The sequence below is a fragment of the Methylobacterium sp. UNC378MF genome (assembly GCF_900103195.1).
GTDB lineage: Bacteria > Pseudomonadota > Alphaproteobacteria > Rhizobiales > Beijerinckiaceae > Methylobacterium.
Genome location: NZ_FMWU01000013.1, coordinates 110653 through 127787, shown reverse-complemented (window position 1 = coordinate 127787; position 17135 = coordinate 110653). Strand labels below are relative to the sequence as shown.

Annotated in this window: 20 protein-coding genes and 1 tRNA gene; 12 read left to right on the top strand and 9 right to left on the bottom strand. The window is 68.1% G+C overall.

Annotated features, from left to right (window positions below):
* Window positions 1-8 precede the first annotated feature (8 nt).
* From BLT59_RS15385 to galE, 3 genes are all read right to left on the bottom strand, one after another.
* Window positions 9-1436: an SGNH/GDSL hydrolase family protein gene (locus BLT59_RS15385; RefSeq protein ID WP_091781695.1), complete on the bottom strand. Its 1428-nt coding sequence runs from the start codon at window positions 1434-1436 to the stop codon at window positions 9-11.
* Between the two features lie 93 nt (window positions 1437-1529).
* The gene (locus BLT59_RS15380; RefSeq protein ID WP_091781693.1) at window positions 1530-2720 is read right to left on the bottom strand and encodes a lytic murein transglycosylase; all 1191 of its coding nucleotides are present in this window, start codon (window positions 2718-2720) and stop codon (window positions 1530-1532) included.
* Window positions 2721-2724: 4 nt separating this feature from the next.
* Window positions 2725-3717, bottom strand: coding sequence for a UDP-glucose 4-epimerase GalE (gene galE / locus BLT59_RS15375; protein ID WP_091781691.1), 993 nt, complete (start codon window positions 3715-3717; stop codon window positions 2725-2727).
* A 174-nt stretch (window positions 3718-3891) separates the two neighbouring features.
* On the opposite strand from galE, the gene galU reads away from it, so the two are divergent.
* Window positions 3892-4761: a UTP--glucose-1-phosphate uridylyltransferase GalU gene (gene galU, locus BLT59_RS15370; protein WP_091781689.1), complete on the top strand. Its 870-nt coding sequence runs from the start codon at window positions 3892-3894 to the stop codon at window positions 4759-4761.
* Between the two features lie 394 nt (window positions 4762-5155).
* Here galU and BLT59_RS15365 read toward each other — a convergent pair whose 3' ends face one another.
* Window positions 5156-6058 carry an N-formylglutamate amidohydrolase gene (locus BLT59_RS15365; protein WP_091781687.1) on the bottom strand — a complete coding sequence of 301 codons (903 nt, stop codon included), beginning with the start codon at window positions 6056-6058 and terminating at the stop codon, window positions 5156-5158.
* Window positions 6059-6264: 206 nt separating this feature from the next.
* On the opposite strand from BLT59_RS15365, the gene BLT59_RS15360 reads away from it, so the two are divergent.
* The 4 genes from BLT59_RS15360 (at window position 6265) to BLT59_RS15345 (ending at window position 8318) form a co-directional block, all read left to right on the top strand.
* Window positions 6265-6621, top strand: a complete 357-nt coding sequence (locus BLT59_RS15360; RefSeq protein WP_003603128.1) for a cell cycle two-component system response regulator CpdR — start codon at window positions 6265-6267, stop codon at window positions 6619-6621.
* A gap of 104 nt (window positions 6622-6725) precedes the next feature.
* Window positions 6726-6995 carry a glutaredoxin 3 gene (grxC, locus tag BLT59_RS15355; RefSeq protein ID WP_091781684.1) on the top strand — a complete coding sequence of 90 codons (270 nt, stop codon included), beginning with the start codon at window positions 6726-6728 and terminating at the stop codon, window positions 6993-6995.
* On the top strand, window positions 6988-7845 hold the full coding sequence (locus BLT59_RS15350; RefSeq protein WP_091781681.1) for a carbon-nitrogen hydrolase family protein: 858 nt from the start codon (window positions 6988-6990) through the stop codon (window positions 7843-7845). The genes grxC and BLT59_RS15350 overlap by 8 nt, the downstream gene beginning before the upstream one ends.
* A gap of 20 nt (window positions 7846-7865) precedes the next feature.
* Window positions 7866-8318 (top strand): DUF1178 family protein, encoded by a 453-nt coding sequence (locus BLT59_RS15345; RefSeq protein ID WP_091781676.1) that lies wholly within the window; start codon window positions 7866-7868, stop codon window positions 8316-8318.
* Window positions 8319-8342: 24 nt separating this feature from the next.
* On the opposite strand, the gene BLT59_RS15340 is transcribed toward BLT59_RS15345, so the two are convergent.
* Both BLT59_RS15340 and BLT59_RS15335 read right to left on the bottom strand, forming a co-directional pair.
* Entirely contained in the window at window positions 8343-8831 is a 489-nt protein-coding gene (locus BLT59_RS15340; RefSeq protein ID WP_091781673.1) for a disulfide bond formation protein B, read from the bottom strand.
* Window positions 8832-8833: 2 nt separating this feature from the next.
* Window positions 8834-9415 (bottom strand): YqaA family protein, encoded by a 582-nt coding sequence (locus BLT59_RS15335; protein WP_091781670.1) that lies wholly within the window; start codon window positions 9413-9415, stop codon window positions 8834-8836.
* Window positions 9416-9540: 125 nt separating this feature from the next.
* Here BLT59_RS15335 and BLT59_RS15330 point away from each other — a divergent pair.
* The 5 genes from BLT59_RS15330 (at window position 9541) to BLT59_RS15315 (ending at window position 12362) form a co-directional block, all read left to right on the top strand.
* A tRNA-Leu gene (locus BLT59_RS15330) sits at window positions 9541-9625 on the top strand.
* Window positions 9626-9794: 169 nt separating this feature from the next.
* Window positions 9795-10736 (top strand): NAD(P)/FAD-dependent oxidoreductase, encoded by a 942-nt coding sequence (locus tag BLT59_RS15325; protein WP_244514002.1) that lies wholly within the window; start codon window positions 9795-9797, stop codon window positions 10734-10736.
* On the top strand, window positions 10733-11653 hold the full coding sequence (locus BLT59_RS15320; RefSeq protein ID WP_175544022.1) for a histone deacetylase family protein: 921 nt from the start codon (window positions 10733-10735) through the stop codon (window positions 11651-11653). Before BLT59_RS15325 ends, BLT59_RS15320 begins: the two co-directional genes overlap by 4 nt.
* Before the next feature lie 146 nt (window positions 11654-11799).
* Window positions 11800-11973: a hypothetical protein gene (locus tag BLT59_RS31305; protein WP_175544021.1), complete on the top strand. Its 174-nt coding sequence runs from the start codon at window positions 11800-11802 to the stop codon at window positions 11971-11973.
* Between the two features lie 146 nt (window positions 11974-12119).
* Window positions 12120-12362 carry a hypothetical protein gene (locus BLT59_RS15315; protein WP_091781667.1) on the top strand — a complete coding sequence of 81 codons (243 nt, stop codon included), beginning with the start codon at window positions 12120-12122 and terminating at the stop codon, window positions 12360-12362.
* A 15-nt stretch (window positions 12363-12377) separates the two neighbouring features.
* Here BLT59_RS15315 and BLT59_RS15310 read toward each other — a convergent pair whose 3' ends face one another.
* From BLT59_RS15310 to BLT59_RS15300, 3 genes are all read right to left on the bottom strand, one after another.
* Window positions 12378-13544 carry an alanine racemase gene (locus BLT59_RS15310; protein ID WP_091781664.1) on the bottom strand — a complete coding sequence of 389 codons (1167 nt, stop codon included), beginning with the start codon at window positions 13542-13544 and terminating at the stop codon, window positions 12378-12380.
* 86 nt (window positions 13545-13630) lie between these two features.
* On the bottom strand, window positions 13631-14266 hold the full coding sequence (locus BLT59_RS15305) for a 2-dehydro-3-deoxy-6-phosphogalactonate aldolase (protein ID WP_091781660.1): 636 nt from the start codon (window positions 14264-14266) through the stop codon (window positions 13631-13633).
* Window positions 14263-15141, bottom strand: a complete 879-nt coding sequence (locus BLT59_RS15300; RefSeq protein WP_091781657.1) for a 2-dehydro-3-deoxygalactonokinase — start codon at window positions 15139-15141, stop codon at window positions 14263-14265. Before BLT59_RS15300 ends, BLT59_RS15305 begins: the two co-directional genes overlap by 4 nt.
* 212 nt (window positions 15142-15353) lie before the next feature.
* Here BLT59_RS15300 and BLT59_RS15295 point away from each other — a divergent pair, with 212 nt between their 5' ends.
* Entirely contained in the window at window positions 15354-16112 is a 759-nt protein-coding gene (locus BLT59_RS15295; RefSeq protein WP_091781654.1) for an ABC transporter ATP-binding protein, read from the top strand.
* Window positions 16105-16848: an ABC transporter ATP-binding protein gene (locus tag BLT59_RS15290; RefSeq protein WP_091781651.1), complete on the top strand. Its 744-nt coding sequence runs from the start codon at window positions 16105-16107 to the stop codon at window positions 16846-16848. Before BLT59_RS15295 ends, BLT59_RS15290 begins: the two co-directional genes overlap by 8 nt.
* Window positions 16849-17135: the final 287 nt, after the last annotated feature.

Genomic DNA, 17135 nt, shown 5'->3' with positions numbered 1-17135 from the left:
CGCCCTGTTCAGCCGGGCGGCCAGCGGAAGTCGTCGGCGCGGCCGGGTTGTGGCATCGGCGCGTTGCCGCGCAGCAGCGTTCGCTCGACGGTGCCGAAATTATCCGGCTCGCGCGGCCGCCCGTTCAGCAGCGCGCCGCCGGGCGAGACCTCCGTTCGGCTCAGCGGGACTACGGGGCCGGCCGCGGGCTTGACCGGCAATGCCGGAACGCCGGGTGGTTCCGGCAGGCTCGGTAGCATCGCGGTGATCTGGCGATCGATTGCAGCGGTGTCGGTCGCAGGTGCGGTCCCGTCAAGGCTCGGCCCGGTGGTCGGGGTCGCTGCGGTCGGCGCCACGGTTGCGGTGGGCGCAGGCTCGGCCGTACCCGGGACTGCCCCCATGAGTCGCTTCAGCTCCACATCGGCGAAATGGGCGAGCTTCCGGTCGCCCGCCTTTGTGAAGTGAACACCATCCGCAGTGCGAAGCTTGGCGATCTGCCCCTCCGGATCCGGTCCCGATGCGGCGTAGCGGTCGCGGTCGTCGACGAAGCCCGGCCAGATGTCGACATAGGTCCCGCCGGCCTTGGTGACCGTGTCCCGAACGATGTCGTTCAGCGCGGCGAGATCGCGGCTCAGCGCTTCACTCTGCATGGGCGGCAGGCCGACCCAGATCAGCGGGATCTTGCGATCGACGAACACCTTCGCCAGGGCTTCCACCCGCGCGTGGTAGAGGGCGCGCCATCTGTCCGTAAGGGGCTCGACCGTCTCGTCTCCCTCGCGCATCGCCTGCCGGTCGTTGGCGCCCATCATCACGATGGCATAGCGAACCTTGGAGTTACTCTGCAGGTAGTCCTGCGCAATTTTCGGCCAGTCGACCGCATCCTTGCGCACCAGGCCGCTGTCGCCCTTGGCGCGGTCGATCACGGCGACGTCGGCATTGTCCTCGAACACGTCGTCGAGGCCTTTCGCGAGGTGATCGGCCAGGGAATCGCCGAACACGGCAATCTGGACATTGGGCTCGGTCTTGGCGATTGCGGGCTTCGGCGGCGTCGGCGCCCGGGCCGGACGCACCCGACGCTTGACCGCCGGGGCCGGTCGCTGCGCCTCCCCGGTTCCGTAGGGCGTGCGTGGGCGCGGCGCCCGGTAGGTGCGCTCCGGCTGCGGCGCCACCTGCTGCGGCCTGTCCTCCCACGGCCAGTAGAACTGGCGCGGCGCCTCCTGCTGCGGCGCGTAGCGGGGCTGGCGCCCGTAGGTCCCGTCGTCGCGGTAATAGGCATCTCGCGGGCGACGACGCGGCGGCGCCTCGTAGTAGGTGCCGCCCCCGGGCTGCTGGTAGCTGTCGCCCCACTGGGCGCGTGCGGGCCCTCCGCCGAAGGCCGACAGCCCGGCCAAGGCCATGAGGGCGGCGAGTCCGAGGAGCAACGGGCGTTCCGAGTGACGCCGACGAGCGACTACCATGCGCATCCCGTACGCTGTACGCCGAACGGAAACCGTTCGGAATGCAGCCATTATAGGTGGAAGCGGACCACAGGTCTAAACCTGTCGACAGGCTCAGCGTCGCGGCACTGGTGTCCCGGAGATCCGGGCCAGCAGGGCCGGCGTGGCATAGCCATCGGCCGGTATTCCGACGCTGATCTGGTAGCGCCGCACCGCCTCGCGCAGCTTCGGGCCTGCGCGGCCATCCGTCGGCCCGTCGTAGAAGCCGGCCGCCGCGAGGCCGGATTGAAGGGACTGCAGGCCCGGCCCATCGAGGCGTGCCCCGGCTGCCGGCCAGGGAGCTGCGAGGGGCGGCCCGCCGGCGAGCCGGTCGGCGAGATGGCCCACGGCCAGCGCATAGGCATCCGACGTATTGTAGCCTCGGATCACTTCGAAATTGTCGGTGATCAGGAAGACCGGGGCGCCCAGGCCACCGGGCAGGAAGAGGCTGGCGCGGCCACGCGCGGGCAACGGCTTCCCATCCGTGCGGCGGATGCCGCGCTCCGTGAAGCCACCGAGTTCGCCCGAGTACCGGCTCAGATCGAAATCTTTCGGCAGGCGTACCTCATAGCCCCAGGACAGCGTCGGATCCCATCCGAGATCCTTGAGGTAGGCCGCGATGGAGGCCAGGGCATCCGCCTGGCTCGTCCAGATGTCGCGTCGGCCGTCCCCGTCGAAATCGACCGCATGGGCGAGATAGGTGGACGGCAGGAACTGGACCTGACCCATGGCACCGGCCCAGCTGCCGCTCATCCGGTCCGCGGTGATGTCGCCACGTTGCAGGATCGTGAGGGCGGCGAGGAGTTCGTCCCGAAACAGGCTGCCGCGGTGCCGCGCCTCGGCCAGCGTCGCCAGGGCTCTGATGGTCGGGACGCTGCCCGCACTCGCCCCGAAATCCGACTCGACACCCCAGAATGCGGTCACCATCGGCCCCGGCACGCCGTAGCGGGCCTCGATGGCCTGAAGTGTCGCCGCGAGGGAGGCGGCGCGGGCGCGTCCGCGCGTTATGCGACCGGCAGAGACCGCACCAACAAGATAGTCCCAGACCGGCCGGACGAATTCGTTCTGCCGGCGGGTATGCGCCAGGATTCCGGGATCAGGGCCCGTGATCCCGCGGAACGCCGCGTCGAAGGTCTCGGGCGTGACACCCCGGGCCGCCGCGTCCGGTCGCAAGGCTTCCAGGAAGGTCCGGAAGGCGTCCTCGGCGCGGGCCTGCCCGGTGGCGAGGCACGCCGCCGCGGCGAAAAACCATCTGCGGGAGAGCATCCGGTCAGATCCGGTTTCGCGTCCCCAGGCGCTCCTCCCAGGCGAGCGCCTGGGCGACGATGGCGTCGAGATCGTCATGCCGTGGCTTCCAGCCCAGCCGCTCGCGGATCAACTCGGCTTCGGCGACGATCCGGGCCGGATCGCCGGCACGGCGCGGGCACAGCCGCACCTCGAAATCGCGGCCCGATATCCGCTTCACCACCTCGACGACCTCGAGGACCGAGTAGCCGCGACCGTAGCCGCAATTCATCGTCAGGCTCTCGCCGCCGGAACGGAGATGCTCGAGCGCGAGGCGATGCGCCTCGGCGAGATCCGAGACCTGGATGTAGTCGCGCAGGCACGATCCGTCGGGGGTCGGATAATCGGTGCCGAACACGTCGAGCCGTGCACGCTGCCCCAGCGAGGCCTGCGTGGCGACCTTGATAAGATGCGTGGCATTCGGCGTCGACTGACCGGACCGACCGTCCGGATCTGCCCCGGCGACGTTGAAGTAGCGCAGGACCACGTAGGAGAAGCCGTGCGCGGCCGCCGCGTCGGCGATCATCCACTCGCTCATCAGCTTCGAGCGGCCGTAGGGATTGATCGGCTTCAGCGGCAGATCCTCGGGGACCGGAACGACTTCCGGCTCTCCGTAGACGGCCGCGGTCGAGGAGAAGATCACGTGCCGCACGCCGGCACGCACCGAAGCCTCGATCAGCGAACGGGTCTTCACCGTGTTGGACAGATAGTAGCCCAGGGGATCGGCGACAGAATCGGGCACCACGATCTTGGCGGCGAAATGGGCCAGCGAATCGATCCGATGCTGGAGGACCGTCTGCGTGACGAGGGCTTGGTCGGCCACGTCGCCGACGACGAGCTTAACGCCTTCCGGAACGGCCCAGTCGAAGCCGGTGGAGAGATCGTCCAGGACGACGATCTCCTCATGTCCGGCATCGAGCAGCGCCAGCACCATGTGGCTGCCGATGTAGCCGGCGCCGCCCGTCACCAAAACCGCCATGTCGCCCCCACTGACGCTGTCGCGCCACGCCTGTCTACGCGCTCGCAGACGGACTATTTACGCCCCCCCGCCTTATACTATCGACGTAGAACCCTTGCGACGGCTCGCGTTAAGCTATCTCACTGACGGCACCGCCGACCACGTCGTTCCATCCTGTTCCGGGGTTACCGCTCGATGAAACCGATCCGCAAGGCCGTCCTGCCCGTCGCAGGCCTGGGCACGCGCTTCCTGCCAGCCACCAAGGCGGTCCCGAAGGAGATGTTGACGGTCGTGGACCGGCCGGTGGTGCAGCACGTCGTCGACGAAGCCCGCGAGGCGGGCATCGAGCATTTCATCTTCGTCACGGGTCGCGGCAAGGCGGTGATCGAGGATCACTTCGACATCGCCTTCGAACTCGACCACACTCTGCAGGAGCGGGGCAAGACAGCGGCTTACGAGGAGCTGAAGAAGGATCTGCCGAAGGCTGGCCAGACCAGCTTCACACGCCAGCAGGCGCCCCTCGGTCTCGGCCATGCGGTCTGGTGTGCCCGCGAGATCGTCGGTGACGAGCCCTTCGCGGTGCTGCTGCCCGACATGCTGAGCCGTGGCTGCATGCATCAGATGCTCTCGGCCTACGAGCAGCACGGCGGCAACATCATTGCCGTCGAGGAGGTGGCGCCCGAGGAGACGCATCAATACGGAATCGTCAGTGTCGGCGAGACCTACGGTCAGTCGTTCCAGATCACCGGGATGGTCGAGAAGCCCAAGCAGGGCACCGCGCCATCGAACTTCATCATTTCCGGTCGCTACATCCTGCAGCCCGAGATCTTCGGGATTCTGGAGCACGGCAAGAAGGGCGCGGGTGGCGAGATCCAGCTCACCGATGCCATGATCGAGCTGATGCAGATGCAGGCCTTCTTCGGCATGCGCTACCAGGGCCGCACGTATGATACCGGCTCCAAGCTCGGCTTTCTCACGGCAAACCTCGCCTACGCCCTTGAGCGGAAAGACCTCGCAGCCCCGCTGAGGGCCGAGATCGAGAAGCTCTTGAAGGGACAGGGCTGAGCAGCGCGACCGGCGCAGGCGCGGCGATCACGGTGTCGACCCGAGCCGGCGCCGTCGATCGGTCCAGATGTCGCCATCGAACTCCGATCGTCAGACACCGCGATCAGGGGCTTCGTTCCGCCTCGATCCATCGTCCGGCTGCCGCGGCGTTCCGCGCCGCGTCCGGTGAACGCGGTTCTGGTATGCATGGGATGCGGCCGAGGACGCCGTTTTGCTCTTGCTTCTTGTGCGCCGCACTTTAATTTGTGCATTGCGAGATCGCGATGGCGTCGCGGTCTCGCTGCCCTTCTTGGGCGTTTCCTCCCTAGACTTCGGGCCGCTCCTTCGGGAGTGGCCTTTTTTCTGTGCGGTTCACGGGACCGGCTGTGTTCGATGAGCGGACCTCGCGCTGCCGCTATTCCGCGGCCATCCGGCGCGGCACGAGATCGTCGAGGTCTCCGGCAACATCGAGGATGACGGCGCGCAATGTTTCCGCCAGTGCCGGAAAGCCCGATGTCATCGCGAGGCTCGCCTCGTTCATGTAGAGCCCGCGATTGATTTCGATCTGGAGTGCGTGTCGGTCGAGGTTCGGCTCGCCGTAATGCTCCGTGATGAAGCCGCCGGCATAGGGCTTGTTGCGGACCACGCGGAGGCCCCGCGCCCGGAATGCGGCCTCGAACCCGTCGATCAGGATGGGCGCACAGGCCGTCCCGTAGCGATCGCCCAGCACCACGTCCGCCTTCATCTCCGGATCACGGCCCAGGCTCGATGACGGCATCGAGTGGCAGTCGACGAGCATGCAGCGACCATGTGTGCGCGCCGTGCGCTGGATGAGCCCGCGCAGCACCCGATGATACGGCTTGTACAGGCCCTCGATCCGGGCCGTCGCCTCGGCCACGGGGAGGCGCCGGGCATAGATCTCCTGACCGTCGGCGACGACACGCGGCACCGTCCCGAGACCGCCGGCGACGCGCATCGAGCGGGTATTGGCGAACGGCGGCAGGCGCCCCTCGAACATGCGCGGATCGAGTTCGTAGGGTTCGCGATTCACGTCGAGGAAGGCGCGGGGAAAGTTGGCGCGCAGCAGAGGCGCGCCCAGTTCGACGACCGGCGCGAACAGTCGTTCGACATGGGCGTCCTCGGAGCGACGCAGAGCCAGGGCATCGAGCCGCGAGGCCGCGATGAAGTCGGGGGGGTAGACGGCCCCGGAATGACCGGTATTGAAGACGAAAGGCAGGGTGTGCGCCGCGGGCTCGTCGACCGCGAAGGCCGGGGCAAATCCGAAGGCGTCTGGCTGTACCGGTTCGGATGCAGTCATCGGCTGGTGGACACCCCGGCGTTCGAACGAGGACGACAGGGGTTCAGTGTGCTGTGCGATCGACCGCCTGTCCACTCCGTGCCGGCGCCCGGCATAGTCGCTCGGGAGACACGCGGCCCCCGCTGCGCGCTCCATCCTAACACCTTGTTTACCATCGCCTCCCTTTATGGGATCAACTTCTCGACTCGAAGGCTCGGATCCGGCCGATGAAAATCCTGCTGGCGGAAGACGACAACGACATGCGCCGCTTTCTGGCCAAGGCGCTGCAGAATGCGGGCTATGATGTCCTGTCCTTCGACAACGGCCTCTCCGCCTACAACCGGCTGCGCGAGGAGCCGTTCGAGCTGCTGCTGACCGATATCGTGATGCCCGAGATGGACGGCATCGAGCTGGCGCGCCGCGCCACTGAACTCGATCCCGACATCAAGGTGATGTTCATCACCGGCTTCGCGGCGGTCGCCCTCAATCCGGATTCGAAGGCTCCGAAGGACGCGAAGGTCCTGTCGAAGCCCTTCCACCTCCGCGATCTCGTCAACGAGGTCGAGAAGCTCCTGGCCGCCTGAACTGGCCGCTGCGCGGACTACGTCGCCTGTGACCAGACGGGCATAGGCAAGTCGCGCCCCGCGCTCCTATATGTCGGGAGTTCACGCGCGGGACGACCATCGCGATGCAGCCGGTCACAATCTACACCACGGCCTGGTGTCCCTACTGCTCGGCGGCCAAGAGCCTGCTGAAAGAGAAGGGCGCGGCCTTTCAGGAGATCGACGTCGAGCGCGTGCAGGGCGCCCGTGCCGCCATGGTCGGGCGCGCCGGCGGCCGCACGAGCGTACCGCAGATCTTCATCGGTACCGCCCATGTCGGCGGCTGCGATGATCTCTATGCCCTCGACCGGTCCGGCAAGCTCGACCCGCTGCTCCAGGACACGGCCGATGTCTGAGGCCCGGTTCACGGCTGCCTGCTTGCAGATGCGGTCGGGGCGCGACCCGGTTGCCAACCGCGATGCGGCTGTGGCGGGCGTCCGCGAGGCGGCGGCGCGGGGGGCGGCCTACGTGCAGACACCCGAGATGACCTCCCTGGTGGAGCGGAGCCGCGAGCGCCTGTTCGCCCACGTCACCACCGAGGAGCAGGACCAGACCCTTGCGGCCATCCGTGACGCCGCGCGGGCGACCGGCACCGTCGTTCAGATCGGTTCGATCGCAGTCCGGTCCGGTGACAAGATCGCCAACCGGGCCTACCTGATCGGTGCCGACGGTGCGATCCTGGCCTCCTACGACAAGTTGCATCTCTTCGATGTCGACCTGCCGAGCGGTGAGCGCTGGCGGGAATCGGCGACCTATTCCGGAGGCGCCTGTGCGGTGCTCGCCGAGACGGGGTGGGCGACGCTGGGCCTGACGATCTGCTACGATATCCGCTTCCCCGCTCTGTACCGCGCCCTCGCCGAAGCGGGCGCGGATGTGCTGACGGCTCCGGCCTGTTTCACTCGTCAGACCGGGGAGGCTCATTGGCACGTCCTGCAGCGAGCTCGGGCCATCGAGACCGGCGCCTTCGTGATCTCGGCGGCGCAGGGGGGGGTACACGAGGACGGACGCGAGACCTACGGCCACTCGCTGATCGTCGACCCCTGGGGCCGGGTGCTGGCCGATGCCGGCGGGGCCGAGCCAGGGATCATCATGGCGGAGATCGATCTCGCGCAGGTCGCGGAGGCGCGGGCGCGTATTCCGTCGCTGCAGCATGGCCGGCCTTTCACCATCGAGCGCCTCGGTTCACAGGTTCGAGCGGCGCAGTAGGCACCACAGCAAGCAACAGAATGATCCGGTACAGTCTCGTCTGCGAGGCCGGACACGGCTTCGAGAGCTGGTTCCCGTCCTCTGATTCCTACGACACGCAAATCGAACGCGGACTCGTGACGTGCCCGGTCTGCGACACCGCCAAGGTTGGCAAGGCCCTGATGGTGCCCAACGTCGCCCGCACGGATCGGGGGCGTGAACCGGCGGCGCCTGCAAAGGGGGAGGCTCCGGTGACCATGATCGCCGAGCCCGAGCGGCAGATGCGGGCGATGCTGCGCGCTCTCCGCGAGCACGTCATGGCGAATGCCGAGCATGTCGGCGCGCGCTTCCCCGAAGAGGCGCGCAGGATCCATTATGGCGAGGCCGAAGGCCGCTCGATTTACGGCGAGGCGACCCCCGCGGAGGCGCGCGCCTTGGTCGAGGAGGGCATCGAGGTCGCGGCGATCCCGATCCTGCCCGACGACCGGAACTGATCGGGTTTCGAGCCTGCGCGAGACTCAAGGCCTAACGGCGGCGGTCCCCGCGAACGAGGCCAGCAGCGCGGAGATCAAAGCGCTCCAGCCGGCGAGCGAGACTCCGGCCACGCGCAGCGCTGCCACCGAACAATCGACCACCTTCGTGGCTTGGAGCGCGTTGAGGAATTCGCCGATCTGGCCCGGATTGGCTCCCGTTCCGCCACCGCAATCGGCGGGGCCCCGCCACAAGCCCCATTCGGCGCCGGCATGATAGACCCCGACACCCGCCCCATAGAGCAGGCCGAGGGCGGCCAGCCCGAGCGCGATCCGCGCCAGACGCTCCGGTAGGAACAGGGCCAGCAGGCCCAGCGGGATCGCCGCGTAATAGGGTAGCCGCTCGGTCAGGCAGAGCTTGCAGGGTGCGTAGCCGTATCCGTACTGAAGGACGAGTGCAGCTCCGACGGTGAGGGCGGAGGCGATCGCGAGCCAGAGGCCAGCGGTCTTGAGGCGCAGGGCGGCCGCCGTATTCATCGCTACAGGATCACCTTGAAGAGCAGGAAGCCGAGGACGATGACGGCGACGGAGATCGCCGCGACCGCGTTGAGATGCCGATCGAGCACGCCGCGGATCTGGACACCGTAGCGGCCGAGCAGGCCGGCCAGAATGAAGAAGCGCGCGCCGCGGGTCACGATCGACAGGATTGTGAACCAGAACAAGCTGTAATGGGCGAAGCCCGACGTGATCGTCACGAGCTTGTAGGGGATCGGCGTGAGCCCCTTCAGCAGGATCACCCAGTGGCCGTAACGCGCGTAGGAATCCTGGAAGGTCGCCGCCGAGTTCTGCAACCCATAGAGGCGGATGAGCCACTCGCCGACGGAATCGAACAGTAGAGCCCCGATGGCGTAGCCGACGAGCCCGCCGATCACCGAGGCGACGGTCGCGATCGTGGCGTAGAGCCAGACCCGGTCCGGTCGAGCGACGGCCATAGGCACCAGCATCGCGTCCGGTGGAACCGGGAAGAAGGAGCTTTCGGCGAAGGCCACGGCGCCGAGCGCGTAGGGCGCGGATGGCCTGTCGCTGAGGGCCAGGATCCACGCGTAGAGCCGGCGGAGCATTCAAGATCCCGAATTGAGCGATCGGCCGCCCTTTGAGCATAGGCGACCCACCTTGGCCAGATCGATGCCGATCGCAAAAACACACTTGGCCGGAGCCGCCGACCTATGCGAAGAGCCCCTCGCACGCGGGTATGGCGGAACTGGTAGACGCGGGCGACTCAAAATCGCCAGCCGCAAGGCGTGGGGGTTCGATTCCCTCTACCCGCACCATGCACCCTCGCACGACCGTGCGACGCATTCCTCCCGTCAGGATTGGTGTCGCGATCCCCGTTCGCTTGCGGCATGGAGCGAAGATCGGTCGCTCTGACGTCCTTCGTGATGTCCTCTATGTTCGCTGCCGTGCGGCCATCAGAGCCGCTGTCCGACGCGGAGCAGGGGCGTGACCGAGCAGGGGATTGTCGCGGTTCTCGGCGCCGGCATGGCTGGCGCAGCCGCCGCGCGCCGGCTCGCCGAGGCGGGCTTGCGCGTCCACGTCTTCGACAAGGGGCGCGGAGTTGGGGGTCGCATGGCGACCCGACGTGTCGGCGCCATACAATTCGACCACGGCGCGCAGTTCATGCGGGCGCGCGGGGCCGCTTTCACAGCGCAGATGGATGGATGGGTCGAGCGCGGCATCGTCGCGCCCTGGGCCGGTTCCGAACGATACGTCGGCGTGCCCGGCATGACCGAGCCCGTTCGCGACTTGCTGTCGAATCTTCCGGTCGCGACCGCCACGACCGTCCTGCGACTTCATCGAGAAGCGGCACGCTGGCGTGTCGAGGATGCATCCGGGACCGTTCACGGCCCATTCGACGCCGTGGCTGTCACGTTTCCGGCGCCGCAGATCATGACGCTGCTCGAGTCCACAGGCGTCATGTTGCCCGGGCTCGCCCGCGCTTCCTATGCGCCCTGTTGGTCCCTCATGCTGTCCGTCGAGACGGGCCCGTCCGATGCCCTTTTCGAGCCGCGGACCGATTCGATCGCTCTGATCGCATGCGATTCCTCGAAGCCCGGCCGGCCCGCCGGAACCCGGCTGACGGTGCATGCCACACCGGATTGGTCCCGTCGGCACCTTGAAGCCACGCGCGCTGCAATCCTCGCCGAACTCGTTCGGGCAGCCGGGAACCACCTCGGAACCGAACTTCGACCGACCCACGCGGAGGCGCATCGCTGGCTTTACGCGCAGGTCGAGACGGCCCTGCAGGTGCCCTGCCTGTATGATCCCGCTCTGCGCCTCGGAGCGGCCGGAGATTGGTGTCTCGGTGCCCGGATCGAGGCGGCCTACGACAGCGGGCAGGCGCTCGCCAACGCTCTGCTGGCCGATCTGGATCTGCCCGCGTGATCCCGCCGATCGCCTTCCATCCGGCCTACGAGGCATCCCTCCCGACCGGCCATCGGTTTCCGATGCGCAAGTACGGCCTGCTCGCGGAGACGCTGATCGCCAGGGGCTTGGCACCCCTGGGCTTCGTCACGCCGGAGCTGGCCGGTGCGGATATCCTCATCCGCGCCCACGATCCCGCCTATGTGGATGCGGTTCTGGCCTGTGATGTCGGCCGGGAGACCGAGCGGGCCATCGGGCTCCCGGTGGATGCCGCTCTCGTCCGCCGCTCTCGCGCCTCGGTGGGCGGCACCCTCCTGGCCGCGCGCCTTGCGCTTGCGGAGGGGCTGGCCGGCAGCGCCGCCGGCGGCAGCCATCATGCGCGCCGACAACAGGGTGCCGGCTTCTGCGTGCTCAACGATGTCGCGGTGGCGGCGCGCACCCTCCAGGCCGAAGGGCTCGTCCGGCGCGTGCTCGTGATTGATCTCGACGTGCACCAGGGAGACGGCACCGCGGATTGCCTCGCTCGCGACCCCGACCTGTTCACCCTCTCGATCCACTGCGAAAACAATTACCCAGCCCAGAAGATCGCCGGAGACCTCGACATCGGTCTGCCGGACCGGCTCGACGATGCTGGCTACATCGAAGTCCTGAGGGCCCGCCTGCCACCCCTTCTCGATGCGTTCGCGCCGGACCTCGTCTTCTACAATGCCGGGGTCGATCCGCATCGCGACGACCGCCTCGGCCGGCTCTGCCTCACCGATGGGGGTCTGCTCGCCCGCGATCGCTTCGTCGTAGCCCAGGCCCGTGCCCGCGGGATCGCACTCGCTGCGGTGATCGGCGGTGGCTACACGCACGATGTCGAGGCTCTCGCGCGGCGCCACGCGCTGGTCTTCGAGGCGCTGGCGGCCGCGGCCGCGGCCAGACCGCAACTCCGGTGAGGCCCGATTGCATCACGTCGCCGAGGATATGCAGGTCTCGGCGGCACGAGAAAGGTTTTGGGAAGAGCTGCGGCCGAGGATGCTGGGGTACGGATTGTCGAGGCGGATCCGCCGCTTGACATCCGTAACGCCGTTGGAGTTCGGCCATGCTCGCGCGGGTCTGGGACGTGGTGAAGGCGACGCTGGCGGTGTCGGCCCTGATCGCCGCAGCTCTCGTCTCGGCGGATAAGGTCGACCGGCAGAGGACGCAGCCTGTCATCGGCGCTGCACTGAGCGAGCCCGCCATCACAGGAGCGATCGCGCCGGCCGGGAAGCCGTGAGCCAGCGGGCACCGCGACGGAGCGGCGACGCCCCTGCGTCAGATTGAAACAAGCGCCGTGGGATATCTTATCCGACATCGGCGTTCTCGCCCGATGCCGAGGCTTGGCCATTCGCTGCCCCGACCCGTTCAGGAGAACCCTTCGCGATGAAGTCCGCACCCTTCGCCCTGCTCGCCGTCCTCATCGGCGCGGTCCCGGCGTACGCGGAGACGGGGGCCGACCGGGCCGCCTGCACGCCGGACGTGATGCGCCTGTGCGCCGCCCAGATCCCGAATGCCGGTGCGATCACCCTCTGCCTGCGCGACAAGCGCGTGTCGCTCAGCAATGCCTGCCGGACCGTCGTCGACCGATCCGACCGCTCGGCCCGCGACATCGCCAACCGTCGCTAGGCGCGGCGCCCCGTTTCACCAGCCGTTGATGCGCGGCCAAACCTCACCGGTCAGGCTTCCGTCGGCGACGACGTGGTAGCGGTCATGCTGGGCACCGGTGGCGCAGGCGTGGTTCGGCAGGACCCGCAGGCGCGCTCCGATCGGGAGATCGGGGAGCGCGGCCGCCGAGCCCTTCCGCACCGCCACGATGCCGTGCTCCTGATTGGCATCCTGTACGATCAGGTCGGGGAAAGGCCGTCCGGTGAGGTCACAGGCCAAGCCGTAGCCCTGATCGATTGCCTGCCGCGCCGTGCCCCGGTCGCGCGAGAGCGCCATCCACCCGGCATCCGTGATGATCCAGCCCTTGTCCCGCTGGTGTCCGATCACCGTCGCCAGAACAGTCAGCGCGATGTCGTCCACCGCGCACGATCCGACCCCCGCCTGGAACAGGTCGCCGATCATGAAGACGCCGGCGCGCACCTCCGTGATGCCGACCAGGTTCTCCGCATAGCGGGCGGTCGGTGTCGAGCCGACGCTTACGATCGGGCAGGGCAGCCCGGCCGCGCGCAGGGTCTCGGCCGCCGCAACGGCGGCACGGCGCTCGGCCTCGGCCGCTGCACGGAGCGCGGCGGGATCGCTCAGCCCGTAGCTGTCGCCGGCATGAAGCAACACGCCGCGCAGGCGGGCGCCCGCGTTGAGCGCACCGCCGATGGCGACGAGCGCCTCCGCATCGCGCGGTCCGACACCCGAGCGGTGACCATCGGCATCCACCTCTATCAGCACCGGAAGGGCATCTCCGGTCCGGCGGCTCCAGGTTGCGACGGCCTCGGCCTGCGCGACCGCATCCACGACGATCGCCAGATCCGCCCCCCATCGCCGCCGGATCGCGCCGACCCGGTCGAGCTTCTGCGGCGCGATGCCGACAGCGTAGATCATGTCGCGAACGCCGCCCTCGGCGAAGAACTCCGCCTCCCGCAGCGTCGAGACCGTGGCAGGCCCGGCCGCACTCGCCATCGCCCGGCGCGCGACCTCGAGGGACTTAGCGGTCTTGAGATGGCAGCGGAGTGTCACGCCCAGCCCGTCGAGATGCCTGTGCATCCGGGCGACGTTGGCGTGCAACTTATCCGCATCGAGAAGCAGGCACGGTGTCTCGAGCCCCGCAAATCCGTCGCCACCGGGCGATACCGTGCTGTCACCGATCACCGATCGCTCCCGTGCTGTCCGATGCGCGAGCCTGATAGGCGAGCCTCCGCTCCGGTCCAAGCGGGCGGGACGCCGAGCATGCCGCGCTAGGCGGCTCGCTGGAACGCCGTCACGTAGGCCGCTGCATCGCGCGCGACGTCGGCGGCCGGCTTGCCGGGGCGGTAGAGGTTGGATCCGAGGCCGAAGCCGTCGGCGCCCGCCTGCCGCCAGCTTGCGATCGTTTCGGGCACGACTCCGCCGACCGCCAGAACCCGCGTGCCCGGCGGCAGAATCGCACGGTGAGCCTTGAGCGCCAGGGGCGTTGCGACGTCCGCGGGGAACAGCTTGAGCGCGGTCGCGCCCGCCGCCAGGGCCGTGAAGGCTTCCGTTGGCGTCTGATAGCCCGGCAGAGAGGCGAGTCCGGCGGTGACGGTCGCACCGATCACGGCCGGATCAGCGTTCGGCGACACGACGAGGGCCCCCCCGGCTGCCGCAACGTCGCCGACCTGCCGCGCGGTCAGAACGGTGCCGGCGCCGACCAGGGCCCGCCCGGAGAGGCGCTCGGCGAGCACCGCAATGCTCTGCAGCGGATCGGGCGAATTCAGGGGTACTTCGATGAGGGTGAATCCGGCGCCGGCCAGGGCTTCGCCGATGGCCGGCGCCTCGTCCGGCGTCAGCCCACGCAGGATCGCGACGAGCGGGCAGGCCGCGAAGGCCGCCTCGAACCGGTCGAGGATGGTCATGCCCGCAGACTCCAGATGGCGTGGATACCGGCTGTGGTTGAACCGTCCGGCACGATCACCGGATCCCCGCCTGCTTCGGTGATGGCAACGGCGTAGAGCGCGGCCAGCGGGCCGCCGCCGAGCAGATGAACCGGGCGGCGCTGAAGGTCGTCCCGGGTGCCGATATCGGCGCCGATCAGGATGCCGCTGGCATACGAAGCTGCCTCGGCGGCGGCGAGACGATCGAGGAGGAGCCCGGAGCGGACCTCGAACAGGGTGGCGGCGAGATTCCGGGATGTGATTCCGCGCCGGACCCCCTTGCGGAAGGCGGCTCCATCCGCCACGACCCCGTCGAGCATACCGGCCAGGATGCCCTGCGCCCGCAGGAGGGCGAAGATTTCACCGGTCATCACGGTGGTGAAATCCGTGATGGCGCCGTCGACCGTCTCGATCCACTTGTTGTGTGTGCCCGGCTGACAGAACAACGCCGTCGGCGGCGCGGCACCCGCGCCGATCGCGCCGAAGACCTGGATCTCCTCGCCCCGCATCACATCGGGACGCTTCCCGTGCCGCAGGGCGACGCCGGGGACGATCCATACGTCCGGAGCCGGCGCGATACAGGCCTGCGCCAGGGCAGCGAGGGTCGCCGGCGCGGCCACGTAGGGCGCCGCCTGCCAGCCCCGGTTCGAACCCACCATCCCGACGGCGATGACCGGGTTGGCACCGAGCCGCGCGCGCAGAGACGCGATTGCTGCAGGATAGTCGCCGGGCTCGAGGGCGAGCACGCCCTGTTCGTCCTGCAGGCTGTCCAGCACCGCGCCCTCGGCCGACATGGCGAAAGCCCGGCGATTCGTCGTACCCCAGTCGACGGCGAGATAGGCCGCTCGACCGACCATGCGGTGCCTCCTCGAACGTAGCGGCGTCCGGATTTGTCTGCGTTAAGGGCGCTCTGCCGAGCGGTCAAGTTCGGTTCAGCGGTCGGCGTGACACCGCCGCCGACTGATATCACTCCCGGGGGATTGTCGCGTCGCCGCGAGCGTTAGCGATGGACTGTGCTGCCGCGGATCGGCGATATGGCGGCAAGAAATCAAACCCGGGAGGGACACGCTTGGCACGGGATGTAATCCTGGCGACCGATGGCCTGACAATGGAATTCCGCGGATTCCGGGCCGTCAACGGCGTGGCGTTGCAGGTGGAGCGCGGCACGATTCACGCGCTCATCGGACCGAACGGCGCCGGCAAGACCACCTGCTTCAATCTCCTGACCAAATTCCTGATCCCGACTGCCGGGACGATCCGTTACAAAGATCGCGACATCACCGGGCTGAAGGCGGCGGATGTCGCGCGGCTCGGCCTCGTGCGCTCCTTCCAGATTTCGGCCGTGTTTCCTCACCTCACCGTGATGGAGAATGTCCGCATCGCCCTGCAAAGGCGGCTCCGGGGCGATTCCTTCGACTTCTGGCGGCCCGAGCGGGTCCTGCGGGCGCTGAACGGCGAGGCCCTCGCGCTGGTCGAGGCGGTGGGACTCTCGGACTTCGCCGACGTGCTGGCGGTCGAACTCTCCTACGGTCGCAAGCGCGCGCTGGAGATCGCCACGACGCTCGCCCTCGATCCCGAGATGCTGCTCCTCGACGAGCCGATGGCCGGCATGGGCCACGAGGATGTGGACCGGACTGCGGCCCTCATCCGGCGGGTCTCGAAGGACCGAACCATCCTGATGGTCGAACACAACCTCTCGGTGGTCGCCTCCCTGTCAGACCGCATCACCGTCCTGGCCCGCGGGCAGGTGCTGGCGGAGGGCGATTACGCCACCGTCTCGAAGGATCCGCGCGTGGTCGAAGCGTATATCGGGGCGGGACATGCCTGAGGCGGCGCTGAAGACGGTCGTGCCGGCCGCCGCAACCGGCTCGCTCCTCACGGTCCGCGGATTGGAGGGCTGGTACGGCGAGAGCCACGTCCTCCACGGCATCGACATCGATGTCCGGGCGGGCGAGGTGATCACGCTGCTCGGGCGCAACGGCGCGGGCAAGACCACGACGCTTCGGGCGATCATCGGCATCCTCGGCAAGCGCGCCGGCTCGGTCGTCTATGAGGGCGTCGAGACCATCCGCATGGCCTCGCGCAACATCGCCCGCCTCGGGCTCGGCTATGTGCCGGAGGAGCGCGGCATCTTCGCGAGCCTCACGGTCCACGAGAACCTGATGCTGCCGCCGCGGGTGAAGCCGGGGGGCATGTCGGTGGCGGAGATTCACCAGCTCTTCCCAAACCTGAAGGAGCGCGCTGGCAGCCAGGGCACCAAGCTCTCCGGCGGCGAGCAGCAGATGCTGGCGATCGGGCGCATCCTGCGGACCGGCGCCAAGCTGATCCTCCTCGACGAGCCGACCGAAGGTCTTGCACCGGTTATCGTCCAGCAGATCGGCCGGACCATCCAGCAATTGAAGACACAGGGCTACACCATCGTGTTGGTGGAGCAGAACTTCCGCTTCGCCCAGACCTTGGCGGACCGGCATTTTGTGATCGAGCAGGGGCGGGTGGTCGACATGATCCCCAATGCCGAGCTTGACGCCAATATCGACAAGCTGCACGCCTATCTCGGCGTCTAACGAGATGACCGAGATCTGTTCAAACAGCGGATCACGGTCGATGGGGACGCCGTCATTCCGGGGCTTGCCGCAGGCGAGAGCCCGGAATCCAGAAAAACCGCGGGCTCGGAGTGTCGCGCAACGAACATATCCGGCGGCGGCTCTGGATCCCGGGCTCCGCTGCGCGGCCCCGAAATGACGGTGACGGTTATCTGCTTGATAATACGGCAACGTAATACGTTTCAATAACTCCCCCGTCAGTCCGAATACCGGGCCGGCGCGAATGGGTGCATAAGTTCAAGGATGGA